The organism is Pseudomonas sp. GR 6-02 (assembly GCF_001655615.1).
Classification (GTDB): Bacteria; Pseudomonadota; Gammaproteobacteria; order Pseudomonadales; family Pseudomonadaceae; genus Aquipseudomonas.
In genome coordinates, this window is record NZ_CP011567.1 from 4,147,960 (window position 1) to 4,160,807 (window position 12,848).

Genomic DNA, 12,848 nt, shown 5'->3' on the forward strand with positions numbered 1-12,848 from the left:
GCGCCCCCCGTTTCTCGAGGGAGCGAACAATGGGTTTCACACTAGCCGAACGAGAACTCACCCTGGAGCAAGCTGAACAGCGGATTCACGCTGAACTTGATAGCTTGGGCCTGCGTGTCGACACCCGCACACTGGGCCAGCAGATTGTCGCGGTCCATGCCTCTGCCAGCTCCAGCGATCAGCACCACACCGCCAGGGGATCAGGTAAAGGCTACCCGCGCCACGCCCGTGTCGGTGCACTTTACGAAATGCTGGAACACTATTTAAGTGACCACTTGGATACATCCGACATTCACTATGTAGCCCCGCGCTATTTTTCCGACACATCACTATTTACCGACGACACTGCCCTGGCACTTATCGCCGAACAACCCAATGCCATAACAGCCTGCCGACAGTATACGGATGTTCTAAAGCGCACTTCATTTACATACCCGGCCGCTTTATGCACACCCGGTTATTCACGACGAACACTGATACAAGACACAACCAACTATGGCGCACTGCAACGTTATGCCAGTAATAGCGGAACCGCTATTGGCGCAACTTACAACGAGGCGGTTTTGCATGCTGCCAATGAATGTATTGAGCGCGATGCGGTTTCGTTGTTCTTGCTGGAGCATTTCTACTACGAAAACCACGCGCCCCTGCGCCGCGTCGCACGCACGTCCGATCACGACAAGCTGGGTCGGCTGTGGCTGGACGCCGAAGCGGAGATCGGTGCCGAGATCGTCCTTGTCGACATCAGCACCGAATTCCTGCCGCGAACCTTTCTGGCCTTTTCAGCCGCGCCATGCACTCACCCGCGAGTCTTCGGCACCGGTTGCTCGATCGATGCCAGGCATGGCGCATGGCGAGCACTTACCGAACTGGTTCAGTTACATCTTTGGTCCTCTGAGCCTGAACTGAGAGACTATCTGAGCAACGCTCAGCGGCATCTGACGGCCTTTCCTCGCCTGTTGCGCTGCCTGCGATTCGATCTGCATCCGCTGTTGAACCTGTGCGAGCAACAAACGGTAGTCTTGCCCGATGCTCGTGATGAACGACCATTGGCCGAGCAAATCAGCTTGCTGGCCGAAGACCTGCATCGGTATGGGCGCACGCTGGGCATTGCACCGCTTCACCAGACCGCCCTCGGCACCACGCTGGTCAATGTCGTCATTCCGGGGCTGGAGCGATTTTTCGTAGTCTCCAGCGGCAATGTGGTTATCCCGCAGGCGCGGGGACGGCGCTTGGAAAGGCGACATGGAGTGCCGGCATGAACGCTCGATCGGCAACGACTGCCCTCCATCGAGAACAGCGCTTGGCTCAATCCTTCGTCCGTCATGTGGCCTCCCCTGGCAAACTCGATCGTTACGTCGAGCCCTTGGGGCCGGGGCTCCATCAGCTCTTTGTTCTGCGCGTGAATGGCTGCGACTGGGTGGGCCGAAAAGTCCTGCAACACACTGACACTGACGGCTGGCATATCAACAGCCTGCTCAGGCCCTGGATGTTGCTCGGACCGCTCGCTGAGTGGCATTGGGGCAATGAAGGTGCAGAGATCTATTTTCGAGGAGTTACCCGACAAGAAAAGGAAACGGCTTTCCACGTTGCGCAGACTAAACCGGACAGCGAGGTGTGTTTCCCGCTTCCTGTCACTGATGACACGGGCCTGGAGTTTGTTTGCCCGCCCGAATACTGGCAGTGCAATGAATCGCTCGCCAAGCAACTGGATGCCGACGAAAGCCACTTTCGCCAGCATTGCGCAACGTTACTCAAGACGATATCGAGTCCCGGCGCGGTGATCCATGATCCGGCGTGCTCGACTGGGGAATTCATTGCGCACCTGGCCCGCGAACTCCCCGACCGACATTGCCTGGGCTCCGATCGTTCGGCGTCGATGATCGAACATGCAAAAAATCGTCATGGCACCTCATCTGCCGAATTTTATCTGGCCGATGCCCGAAACATTGCCTCTGCCGGCATCAAATGTGATGTGCTGATACTGCGTTTCCTCAATGCCGAAGTCATGACTCGCGCCGATGCGCAGCAGACATTGCACGATATGGCACCGTGCGTGAATCCGGGAGGCACGATTATCGTTTTCGGCCATACGCCGGTACTGATTTCCGTTCCCTACATGGCCCAGATCCTGAAACTGCAGGTGATTTCCAGTGTAGCGGCCCGCCCCGGGCACACGGAGCTGTTCCAGTTCTACAGGCTGAAGGTTCCCATCTGATGGTGGTCTCCCCGATCAATGGCTACTACCCGACTCGTGACGGCCACCATCTCTATTGGGAGCGGCACGGCACCCCCGGCAGCGAACCGATATTTTTCCTGCATGGCGGGCCGGGTGGTCGTAGCGCCCTCCATCATCTTGAGTTCTTCGATCTGCGATGTTTCGATATCATTTTGTTCGACCAGCGTGGCTGCGGGCGCTCCCTTCCCCTCGGCGAGCTCCAGCACAACAACACTGGGCTGTCCGTTGAAGACATCGATGCCCTGCGTCGGCATTTTGGTTTCGAAAAAATCAGTTTGCTGGGCATTTCATGGGGAAGCTGGTTGGCCATCCAATACCAGCATCGCTATCCCGACGCCATTCTGAAAACCACGTTGGTCTCGGTGTTCATACCATTTGTTGCGAACGTAAGCGCCTACGATAAAACCTTGAGCGAAGGTTTATCTCAATTCGCCATTGGCTCCCACGACACCAGTGCGCGGGGTATCTACCAGCTACTGGGCAATGGTTGCGAGGTGCAACAGCGTCAGGCTGCCATCCACTGGCTGCAGGCTATTTTGCAATTGAACGGGCAATCGATGTGCCCGCACGCACTCGAAGACTTCGTTGATGAAGAAGCGGTGCGCGCCATCTGCCTGGAGTTGCATTACCACGTTAATCACTATTTCTTCACACGGGCGGACGAGCGTCTCCGGGTCGATGCCGATACCCTGGTGATACAAGGCATCAAAGACACCTTCGGCATGTCCAGCGTACGTTGGCTTCGCCAGCGCCAGAACATCCGTTGTCGTCTGCTCCACGCCGGGCACAACGCCTTCGACCTCGCGGTAATGAGAACCGTACGCCAGTCGCTGAAACGAGAAAGTGGGCATAAATAGAAACGGCACCCGAAGGTGCCGTTCGACGTCGCAGGCCGATCTGTTACTTACGCGCCACCTCCCACGATTTCAGCAGTTCGGCATAGCTCACGGTTTCACCCTTGGGCTTCTCGTTAGCCAGTTTCGGCTTCGGTGCGCCCGGTTGGTCGAACCAGTATTGCGCGTCGCGTTCCGGGTTCATTTTCGGCGCGCAAGTGGCCTGGGCCTTGGAGCGTTCCAGACGGGTCATGATCGCGTCCTGATCCTTGGCCAGACCATCGAGCGCCTGTTGCGGGGTTTTCTCGCCGCTGGCGGCTTCGGCGATGTGGCTCCACCACAACTGTGCCAGACGCGGATAGTCCGGCACGTTGGTGCCGGTCGGGGTCCATTGCACCCGCGCCGGGCTGCGATAGAACTCGACCAGGCCACCGAGCTTCGGCGCCAGGTCGGTCATGGCTTGAGAGTTGATGTCCGACTCGCGGATCGGTGTCAGGCCGACGATGGTTTTCTTCAGCGACACGGTTTTCGAGGTCACGAACTGCGCGTACAGCCAGGCCGCGAGTTTCTGTTTCTCAGGCGTGGACTTCATGAATGTCCAGGAACCCACGTCCTGATACCCAAGCTTCATGCCCTCTTCCCAGTACGGCCCTCTCGGCGACGGCGCCATGCGCCACTTCGGCGTACCGTCGGCGTTCACCACCGGCAGGCCCGGTTTGGTCATGTCGGCGGTAAAGGCGGAGTACCAGAAGATCTGTTGGGCAATGTTGCCCTGAGACGGTACCGGGCCAGACTCGGAAAAGGTCATGCCCGCTGCTTCCGGCGGCGCATAGGCCTTCATCCAGTCGACATATTTCTGCGTCGCGAACACCGCCGCCGGGCCGTTGGTATCGCCGCCACGGGTCACGCTGGAACCGACCGGATGGCAGTCCTCGACACGGATGCCCCACTCGTCCACCGGCAAGCCGTTGGGCAGCCCCTTGTCGCCGCCGCCGGCCATGGAGAACCAGGCATCGGTGAAGCGCCAGCCCAGGGATGGATCCTTCTTGCCGTAGTCCATGTGCCCGTAGATGCGTTTGCCGTCGATTTCCTTGACGTCTTCGCTGAAGAATTTGGCGATGTCTTCATAGGCCGACCAGTTCACTGGCACGCCCAATTCGTAGCCGTACTTTTCCTTGAATTTTGCTTTCAGGTCCGCCCGATCGAACCAGTCGGCGCGGAACCAGTAAAGGTTGGCGAACTGCTGGTCGGGCAGCTGATAGATCTTGCCGTCCGGCGCGGTGGTGAAGGAAATGCCGATGAAGTCCTTGATGTCGAGGGTCGGCGAGGTGAAGTTCTTGCCTTCGTTGGCCATCAGGTCGGTGATCGACTCGGTCTTGCCATAGCGAAAGTGCGTACCGATCAGGTCGGAGTCGTTGACCCAGCCGTCATAGATGCTCTTGTCCGACTGCATCACGGTCTGCAGCTTTTCCACCACATCGCCTTCTTGCAGCAAGTCGTGGGTGACTTTGATCCCGGTGATCTCGGTGAAGGCCTTGGCCAGCACCTTGGACTCGTATTCATGGGTGGTCAGGGTTTCCGAGACAACCTTGATGTCCATCCCGCGAAACGGCTCGGCCGCCTTGATGAACCACTTCAATTCCGCGAGTTGCTGATCGGCCGTCAAGGTGGACGGTTTGAATTCGCCGCCGATCCACTTTTTCGCAGCGTCTTCGTAGGCATCAGCCCAGGCCGATGCGCTCAATCCGCTGAGTGCCAGCATGGCTGCCAGTGAAATGCTATGTCGCAGCTTATTGTTTTTGTCGAACATAGAGACCTCCTTTATGGGTTTCGGAGCAACATTGCCGAGCGATTCGACTAGCCCCAACGCATCACAGCCAACAGCCACACCAGGGACAACGCGAACGCTATCCAGATGCTCCAGTCGGTGACGCCGATTACCAGCAAATGCAGGTAGGCGCTGCCGAGAAGACCGATAAACAGCCGATCGCCACGGGTGGTGGTAATCGGCAGAAAACCTTTTCGAAGAATGCTTGGCGAACGCAACTCCCAAGTCGTCATGCCCACCAGGATCAAGGCTATGACGCCGAAGAACGCCGCCGTCGGGCTGGTCCAACTCATCCATTCCATCATCAGTTCCTCATACCCGGCCCAGGGCAAAGCCCTTGGCCACGTGGTTGCGAACAAACCAGATCACCAGCATGCCCGGCAGGATGGTCAACACCCCCGCCGCTGCCAGCACGCCCCAGTCGATGCCGGACGCCGAGACCGTGCGGGTCATCACCGCGGCGATGGGTTTGGCGTTCACCGACGTCAGGGTTCGCGCCAGCAACAATTCGACCCAGGAAAACATGAAGCAGAAAAACGCCGTGACACCGATCCCGGAGCCGATCAGCGGAACGAAAATCTTCACGAAGAACTTGGGAAAGCTGTAGCCATCGATGTAGGCGGTTTCGTCGATTTCCTTGGGAACGCCAGACATGAAGCCCTCAAGAATCCACACCGCCAGCGGCACGTTAAACAGACAGTGAGCCAACGCCACCGCGATGTGCGTGTCGAACAAGCCGATCGAGGAATACAGCTGGAAGAACGGCAACAGGAACACCGCCGGCGGTGCCATGCGGTTGGTCAGCAGCCAGAAGAACAGGTGCTTGTCACCGAGGAAGCGATAGCGCGAAAACGCATAGGCCGCCGGCAACGCCACGGTCAGGGAAATGATTGTGTTCATGCTGACGTAGTACGCCGAGTTGAGGTAGCCGGTGTACCAGCTCGGGTCGGTGAAGATCACCTTGTAGTTGGCGAAAGTGAAATCCTGGGGAAACAGCGTCAGGCCGCCGAGGATTTCGGTGTTGCTCTTGAAGGACATGTTCAGCAGCCAGTAGATCGGCACCAGCAGGAACAGGATGTAGACCAGCAGCGGAATCAGCTTTCTCTTGCTCATGGCAGGCCTCACCGATTGGCGTCAGAGTGAGTCATGGCGGTGTAGAACAGCCACGACACCAACAGGATGATCAGGAAGTACACCAGCGAGAAAGCCGCCGCCGGGCCGAGGTCGAATTGCCCTACGGCCATCTGGGTCAAGGTCTGACTCAGGAAGGTCGTGGCATTGCCCGGACCACCACCGGTCAGCACGAACGGTTCGGTGTAGATCATGAAACTGTCCATGAACCGCAGCATCACCGCGATCAGCAGCACGCTCTTGAGCTTGGGCAACTGGATGTGCCGGAACACCGCCCAGGCCGACGCCCGATCGATCCGCGCCGCCTGGTAATACACATCCGGAATCGCCCGCAGACCGGAAAAACACAACAACGCCACCAGCGACGTCCAGTGCCACACGTCCATCACCAACACCGTGACCCAGGCGTCCATGGTGTTGGCCGCATAGTTGTAGCTGATGCCCATGCCGTTGAGGCTGGACCCAAGCAAGCCGATGTCGGCCCGGCCGAAAATCTGCCAGATGGTGCCGACCACGTTCCACGGGATCAGCAGCGGAATCGCCAGGATAATCAGCACCAGCGACGACCAGCGGCCCTTGATCGGCATGGTCAGGGCGATGGCGATGCCCAACGGAATTTCGATCAACAACACGCAGGCGGAATAGATGAACTGGCGCAGCAGCGAGTCATGCAGCCGTGGGTCGAGCAACACCTGCTTGTACCAATCGGCGCCGACGAAATAGCGGCTGGACTGGTCGAAGATGTCCTGCACCGAATAGTTGACCACGGTCATCATCGGGATCACCGCACTGAACGCCACCAGCAGGAACACCGGCAGCACCAGCCACCAGGCCTTGTTGTTCTGCACCTTGTTCATGGCAGCACCTCCAGCAGGTAATCATCGGCATAGACCATCAACCACTGGGCCGGAAAACTGATGTACGCCGTGCCCTCGGGCACCGGTTTGTCTTCGGCCAGGCGTACTTTCAGCAGCACGCCGTCGAGGTTCAGGGTCATGATTTTGTAGGTGCCCAGGTCCTCGACGTGTACGACCTTTGCCCGCAACGCGTCATCAAAGGCTTCCTCCCACACATGAACGAACTCCGGACGGATGCCGACCTTCAGGGTTTTCCATTCGCTGTCGGCGATCCGTTGCTGCATCGCGTGGGACAACGGCAAGTGAGTCCCGGCAAAACCGACACCGCCGGCCTGCGGCTGGACGTCGATCAGGTTCATCCCCGGGCTGCCGATGAAATAGCCGACAAAGGTGTGGCTCGGCCGTTCGAACAATTCCCGTGGCGTACCGAACTGCACGATCTGCCCGCCGTACATCACCGCGATCTTGTCGGCGAAGGTCGAGGCTTCGAGCTGATCGTGGGTGACGTAGACCATGGTGATGTTGAACTGCTCGTGGATCTGCTTGAGCTTGCGCCGCAGCTTCCACTTCAGGTGCGGGTCGATCACCGTCAGCGGTTCATCGAAGAGGATCGCCGACACGTCATCGCGCACCAGCCCACGGCCCATGGAGACTTTCTGCTTTTCATCGGCGGTGAGGTTACGCGCCTTCTTGTGCAGCAACGCCTGAAGGTCGAGGACTTCGGCGATTTCATGCACCTTGCTGAAAATCTTCGCTTCGACCATGCCCTGATTGCGCAGCGGGAAAGCCAGGTTGTCGAACACCGTCATGGTGTCGTAGACCACCGGAAACTGGAAAACCTGGGCGATGTTGCGCTTTTCCGGGGTCAGTTCGTTGACCACTTTGCTGTCGAACATCACCTGGCCCTGGGACGGGCTGAGCAACCCGGAAATGATGTTGAGCAAGGTCGACTTGCCGCACCCCGATGGCCCGAGCAGCGCATAGGCGCCGCCCTGCTCCCAGACGTGGTCCATCTCACGGATCGCGTAATCCTCAGGGCCGGCGGGTGTGCGGGTGTAGCTGTGGGCAAGGCTCTGCAAACGGATTTCGGCCATCAGGCAACCCTCGCAATACGGCGACCGGGCGCCTGGACCAGCCGCCCCTGCATATCGAACACAAACAGTTTATGAGTCGGGATATAGATGCGAATCGGCGCATCGACGTCGTATTCGTGCACCCCCGGCAAGTGCAGCACCAACAGGAAATACTCGTTGCGCACGTGCAGGAAGGTTTCCGAACCGCTGATCTCGGCCACCTCGACGGTCACCGCCAGTTCCAGATCGTCGTCGTTGCTCGGCACCAGCGAGATATGGCTGGGACGCACGCCGAAACGGAACTCGCCCTCGCCCACCGGACGCAGATCGACGTTCAACGGGAAGTGCACGAAATTGGCGAAACTCACTTCGTTGCCGGCAATGCGCCCCGGCATCAGGTTGATCGGTGGCTCGGAGAACAACTCCGCCGCCAGCACGGTTTGCGGCTGGTGATAGACCTCGGAGGACTTGCCGCTCTGAATCACCCGGCCTTCGTGAAGAATCGTCGTGGTGCCGCCCAGCGCCAGGGCTTCGTTGGGTTCGGTGGTGGCGTAAATCGCGATGGTATTGCGCGCCTTGAACAGCTCGCGCATTTCCTGGCGCAGCTCTTCGCGCAGCTTGTAGTCGAGGTTGACCAGCGGCTCGTCGAACAGAATCAGCTCGGCGTCCTTGACCAGCGCCCGGGCCATGGCCGTGCGCTGTTGCTGGCCGCCGGAGAGCTCCAGTGGATGGCGCTGGAGGAATTTCTCGATGCGCAGCATCTTCGCGGTTTCCAGCACTTTGCTCTGGATCAGCTCATTGGCAACGCCGCCCTGACGCAGCGGCGAGGCGATGTTCTCGAACACCGTCATGGTCGGGTAATTGATGAACTGCTGATAGACCATCGACACATTGCGCAAACGCACCGGGCGCTGGGTGACGTCGACGCCGTTCATCAGGATGCGGCCGCTGTCGGGTTTGTCCAGACCGGCCATCAGGCGCATGAGGCTGGTTTTGCCGGACAGCGTGCGACCGAGCAAAACGTTGAACGATCCGGGTTCGAAATTAAGGCACGCATCGTCGATCCAGGTCTGGCCTTCGATGGTGCGGCTGACATGTTCCAGGATTAGTGACATGGCTCGGCCTTTTTTTATTTTTTGAGTCAAGCGACCGGAGCACTACAGCGACATTCGTGCCAGAAATCTCAAGCGTTTGATTTGGCTGGAAATCCCATCAAACAAGATAAAAATCGCATTCGTTGCTGAACAGAAATGAACAACCGCGAATGAACAACTGAACAATCCGGCGGTTGACAATGAACAATAGTGAACAACACTCTACGGATGCTTTAGCAAAACGATTACTCGAATCCCCCACATCCTGTGTAGCAGCTGGCGAAGCCTGCGTTCGGCGACGCAGTCGTCGTAAGACCTGTTTGCGTGGTCGTCCTGATACACCGCGACGCCTGATTTCACGACGACTGCGTCGCCGAACGCAGGCTTCGCCAGCTGCTACATGAAGCGTGTTACTCATAACAAAAATAATAATGCCCAGAGATCGACCGCCATGGCCGTACCTGTCTCAAAGCGCTCCCACGACGCCATCATCCAGGACTCCTGGTCCCGCTGCCGCGCGTTCGGGCTCGATCATCAGAGCGCGCCAGCGTTCGATCAGCTACCGGCAGACGGCATCGCCCACTTGCTGGAAAGTCAGCATTCCCTGGTGCAAACCACCCATCAGGAAGTCCTGCCGTATTACGAAAACATCCTCAGCAACTCCAATTGCCTGATCATGCTCGCCGACAATCACGGCCAGGTGCTGACGTCGTGGGGTACCCAGCGTTTCATCGAGCCGAGCCTGACCCGCGGTTTCAGCGTCGGCGCCAGCTGGATGGAGCATTGCAGCGGGACCAATGCGATCGGCACCGCGCTGGCCTGCGAGCAGGCCGTGCACATCGAGCACGATGAACATTTCCTCAAGGCCAACCGCTTCATGACCGGTTCCGCCGCGCCGATTTTCGATGCCGAGCGCAAGGTGATCGCGGTGCTGGACGTGTCCAGCGACAGCTACCTGCCGCCCTCCCACACCCTGGGCATGGTCAAGATGATGAGCCAGACCGTGGAGAACCGGCTGATCCTCAACCTGTTCCACGGCCAGCATTTCCAACTGACCTTCAACACCGGGTTGAACAACCTCGACAGCCAATGGGCCGGGATGCTGATCTTCGATGAAACCGGTCAGGTACTGTCGGCCAACCGCCGGGCCGACAATCTGCTGGGCATCAGCCTGTCGCGGGTCAGCGTCGAAAGCCTGTTCAAAGTCTCGTTGATGGAACTGCTGAATCAGCCGGACGGCCTGCCGTTTTCCCTGCAAGCCTCAGGAAACAACCGTTTCCAGTGCGTGCTGAAACGACCGAAACAGGCGTCGATTCAGGCGCGGCTGTTTGCAGAAAAAAAGAGCGCTGAAACGAAAAGCCCTGAAATAAAGTGCACTGAGCCCACCCTGGCAGTGCCCGCCGCGATCAGCCTCAACACCCTGCACTTTGGCGACAGCCGCGTGGAAAAAGCCGTGCGCCAGGCCGAACGTTTGCTGGAGAAGGACATTCCATTGTTGATCCACGGGGAAACCGGGGTCGGCAAGGAAGTCTTCGTCAAAGCCCTGCACCACGCCAGCTCACGCAGCAAACAACCGTTCATTGCCGTCAACTGTGCAGCGATCCCCGCCGAACTGGTGGAGTCCGAGCTGTTTGGCTACGAGAAAGGCGCGTTCACCGGTGCCAACCAGAAAGGCAGCATCGGCCTGATCCGCAAGGCCGACAAAGGCACCCTGTTCCTCGATGAAATCGGCGACATGCCGTTACCGACCCAGGCCCGGCTGCTGCGGGTGTTGCAGGAACGTTGCGTACAACCGGTGGGCAGCAGCGAGTTGTTCCCGGTAGACATCCGGATCATCTCGGCGACCAACCGCTCATTGCGCGAGCAGGTGCAGTTGGGGCGGTTTCGTGAGGATTTGTATTACCGCATCGGTGGTTTGACCCTGGAACTGCCACCGCTCAGGGAACGCAGCGACAAGCAGGCACTGTTCAAGCGCTTGTGGGAACAACACCGCGAACCGTCGCAATGGGCCGGGTTGAGTCCCGAGGTGCTGGAACTGTTCAGCCGCCATCCGTGGCCGGGGAATTTGCGTCAGGTCAGCAGCGTGATGCAGGTGGCGTTGGCCATGGCCGAAGAGCAACCCGTACGGCCGGAACATTTGCCGGATGATTTTTTTGTCGATCTGGAGATGGAGCCGGTGGATACGCCGGAGCCGATAGCCGTTGATTTGAATGATGCCGAGGCATTGAATCGGCAATTGCAGGCGGCTGGGGGAAATATTTCGCACTTGGCGCGGCGGTTGGGGGTTAGTCGCAATACCTTGTACAAGCGGTTGCGCCAGATCGAGTGACAGGATGATCAGTGGCGCAAACAAAAACCCGCACAAGGCGGGTTTTGTTTGTAGCAAACGCAGCGATCAGTCAGCCAGACGCCAGGTCGTGCCGCCCTTGCCGTCTTCCAGCACCACGCCCATGGCGGTGAGCTGGTCGCGGATGCGGTCGGATTCGGCCCAGTCCTTGTTGGCGCGGGCAGTCAGGCGCGCCTGGATCAGTGCATCGACTTCAGCCGCGTCGACCCGCCCTTCGGCACCGGCCTGCAGGAAGTCATCGGCTTCAAGCTGCAACACGCCCAACACGCTGGCCAGTTCCTTCAAGCGTGCCGCCAGACCGGCCGCCGCTTCCAGATCGCTCTCGCGCAGACGGTTGATCTCGCGGACCATCTCGAACAGCACCGCACAGGCTTCCGGCGTGCCGAAGTCGTCGTTCATCACCTGGGTGAAACGCTCGACGAAGGCTTCGCCGCCAGCAGGTGCCACTTTCGGCAGGCCTTTCAACGCATGGTAGAAACGCTCGAGGGCGCCCTTGGCGTCCTTGAGGTTGTCTTCCGAATAGTTGATCGCGCTGCGGTAGTGGCTCGACACCAGCAGGTAACGCACGACTTCCGGGTGGTACTTGTCGAGCACGTCGCGAATGGTGAAGAAGTTGTTCAAGGACTTGGACATCTTCTCGCCATTGATGCGAATCATGCCGCAATGCATCCACGCGTTGGCGTAGGTCTTGCCGGTGGCCGCTTCGCTCTGGGCGATTTCGTTTTCGTGGTGCGGGAACTCGAGGTCGCTGCCGCCGCCATGAATATCGAAGGTCTCGCCCAGGCAGCAGGTGGACATCACCGAGCACTCGATGTGCCAGCCCGGACGACCGTCGCCCCACGGCGATGGCCAGCTCGGCTCGCCTGGCTTGGCGCCTTTCCACAGCACGAAGTCCAGCGGGTCCTGTTTCGACTCGTCGACTTCGATTCGTGCGCCGATGCGCAGGTCTTCGATCTTCTTGCGCGACAGCTTGCCGTAGCCCATGAACTTGGCGACGCGGTAGTACACATCGCCATTGCCCGGTGCGTAGGCGTAACCCTTGTCGATCAGGGTCTGGATCATCGCGTGCATGCCCGGGATGTGATCCGTGGCACGCGGCTCCATGTCCGGTTTTTTGATGTTCAGGCGCGCTTCATCTTCGTGCATCGCCGCGATCATGCGCTCGGTCAAGGCCTCGAACGACTCGCCGTTCTCGTTGGCCCGATTGATGATCTTGTCGTCGATATCGGTGATGTTGCGCACGTAGGTCAGGTCGTAACCGCTGAACCGCAACCAGCGGGTCACCAGGTCGAACGCGACCATGCTGCGGCCATGGCCCAGGTGGCAGTAGTCGTACACGGTCATCCCGCAGACGTACATGCGCACCTTGTTGCCATCCAGCGGCTTGAAGACTTCTTTGCTCTTGGTGAGCGTGTTGTAGATCGTAAGCACGACGGTTCCTTAAGA

11 protein-coding genes are annotated in these 12,848 nt (G+C 58.9%); 4 read left to right on the forward strand and 7 right to left on the reverse strand.

Going from position 1 to position 12,848, the window contains the following annotated elements; genetic code table 11:
• The first annotated feature begins 29 nt into the window (after positions 1 to 29).
• From PGR6_RS29585 to PGR6_RS18275, 3 genes are read left to right on the forward strand one after another with little or no spacing between them, the layout of a single operon-like run.
• A complete protein-coding gene (locus PGR6_RS29585) occupies positions 30 to 1,262 on the forward strand; it encodes a YcaO-like family protein (RefSeq protein WP_082920882.1) in 1,233 nt (410 codons plus the stop codon).
• Positions 1,259 to 2,218: a class I SAM-dependent methyltransferase gene (locus PGR6_RS18270; RefSeq protein WP_064618810.1), complete on the forward strand. Its 960-nt coding sequence runs from the start codon at positions 1,259 to 1,261 to the stop codon at positions 2,216 to 2,218. The genes PGR6_RS29585 and PGR6_RS18270 overlap by 4 nt, the downstream gene beginning before the upstream one ends.
• A complete protein-coding gene (locus PGR6_RS18275) occupies positions 2,218 to 3,096 on the forward strand; it encodes an alpha/beta fold hydrolase (protein WP_064618812.1) in 879 nt (292 codons plus the stop codon). The genes PGR6_RS18270 and PGR6_RS18275 overlap by 1 nt, the downstream gene beginning before the upstream one ends.
• Before the next feature lie 43 nt (positions 3,097 to 3,139).
• Here PGR6_RS18275 and PGR6_RS18280 read toward each other — a convergent pair whose 3' ends face one another.
• The 6 genes from PGR6_RS18280 to PGR6_RS18305 are packed head-to-tail and all read right to left on the reverse strand — an operon-like array spanning position 3,140 to position 9,076.
• Entirely contained in the window at positions 3,140 to 4,882 is a 1,743-nt protein-coding gene (locus tag PGR6_RS18280; RefSeq protein ID WP_064618814.1) for an ABC transporter substrate-binding protein, read from the reverse strand.
• A gap of 47 nt (positions 4,883 to 4,929) precedes the next feature.
• A complete protein-coding gene (locus PGR6_RS18285; protein ID WP_026345728.1) occupies positions 4,930 to 5,202 on the reverse strand; it encodes a DUF2160 domain-containing protein in 273 nt (90 codons plus the stop codon).
• A 10-nt stretch (positions 5,203 to 5,212) separates the two neighbouring features.
• Positions 5,213 to 6,013 carry a carbohydrate ABC transporter permease gene (locus tag PGR6_RS18290; RefSeq protein ID WP_018925489.1) on the reverse strand — a complete coding sequence of 267 codons (801 nt, stop codon included), beginning with the start codon at positions 6,011 to 6,013 and terminating at the stop codon, positions 5,213 to 5,215.
• A gap of 8 nt (positions 6,014 to 6,021) precedes the next feature.
• Positions 6,022 to 6,888: a carbohydrate ABC transporter permease gene (locus PGR6_RS18295; protein WP_064618816.1), complete on the reverse strand. Its 867-nt coding sequence runs from the start codon at positions 6,886 to 6,888 to the stop codon at positions 6,022 to 6,024.
• Entirely contained in the window at positions 6,885 to 7,982 is a 1,098-nt protein-coding gene (locus PGR6_RS18300) for an ABC transporter ATP-binding protein (protein ID WP_064618818.1), read from the reverse strand. The genes PGR6_RS18295 and PGR6_RS18300 overlap by 4 nt, the downstream gene beginning before the upstream one ends.
• Positions 7,982 to 9,076, reverse strand: a complete 1,095-nt coding sequence (locus PGR6_RS18305; RefSeq protein WP_018925486.1) for an ABC transporter ATP-binding protein — start codon at positions 9,074 to 9,076, stop codon at positions 7,982 to 7,984. The genes PGR6_RS18300 and PGR6_RS18305 overlap by 1 nt, the downstream gene beginning before the upstream one ends.
• 430 nt (positions 9,077 to 9,506) lie before the next feature.
• Between PGR6_RS18305 and PGR6_RS18310 the strand changes: the two genes are divergently transcribed.
• Positions 9,507 to 11,384 (forward strand): sigma-54-dependent Fis family transcriptional regulator, encoded by a 1,878-nt coding sequence (locus tag PGR6_RS18310; RefSeq protein WP_064618820.1) that lies wholly within the window; start codon positions 9,507 to 9,509, stop codon positions 11,382 to 11,384.
• Between the two features lie 66 nt (positions 11,385 to 11,450).
• Here PGR6_RS18310 and cysS read toward each other — a convergent pair whose 3' ends face one another.
• Positions 11,451 to 12,833: a cysteine--tRNA ligase gene (gene cysS, locus PGR6_RS18315; protein WP_064618821.1), complete on the reverse strand. Its 1,383-nt coding sequence runs from the start codon at positions 12,831 to 12,833 to the stop codon at positions 11,451 to 11,453.
• Positions 12,834 to 12,848: the final 15 nt, after the last annotated feature.

What these genes read in the sequence shown, in the direction of transcription:
- PGR6_RS29585 (WP_082920882.1), top strand. Translation starts at nt 30, where the DNA reads ATGGGTTTCACACTAGCCGAACGAGAACTCACCCTGGAGCAAGCTGAA.
- PGR6_RS18270 (WP_064618810.1), top strand. Translation starts at nt 1,259, where the DNA reads ATGAACGCTCGATCGGCAACGACTGCCCTCCATCGAGAACAGCGCTTG.
- PGR6_RS18275 (WP_064618812.1), top strand. Translation starts at nt 2,218, where the DNA reads ATGGTGGTCTCCCCGATCAATGGCTACTACCCGACTCGTGACGGCCAC.
- PGR6_RS18280 (WP_064618814.1), bottom strand. Translation starts at nt 4,882, where the DNA reads ATGTTCGACAAAAACAATAAGCTGCGACATAGCATTTCACTGGCAGCC.
- PGR6_RS18285 (WP_026345728.1), bottom strand. Translation starts at nt 5,202, where the DNA reads ATGGAATGGATGAGTTGGACCAGCCCGACGGCGGCGTTCTTCGGCGTC.
- PGR6_RS18290 (WP_018925489.1), bottom strand. Translation starts at nt 6,013, where the DNA reads ATGAGCAAGAGAAAGCTGATTCCGCTGCTGGTCTACATCCTGTTCCTG.
- PGR6_RS18295 (WP_064618816.1), bottom strand. Translation starts at nt 6,888, where the DNA reads ATGAACAAGGTGCAGAACAACAAGGCCTGGTGGCTGGTGCTGCCGGTG.
- PGR6_RS18300 (WP_064618818.1), bottom strand. Translation starts at nt 7,982, where the DNA reads ATGGCCGAAATCCGTTTGCAGAGCCTTGCCCACAGCTACACCCGCACA.
- PGR6_RS18305 (WP_018925486.1), bottom strand. Translation starts at nt 9,076, where the DNA reads ATGTCACTAATCCTGGAACATGTCAGCCGCACCATCGAAGGCCAGACC.
- PGR6_RS18310 (WP_064618820.1), top strand. Translation starts at nt 9,507, where the DNA reads ATGGCCGTACCTGTCTCAAAGCGCTCCCACGACGCCATCATCCAGGAC.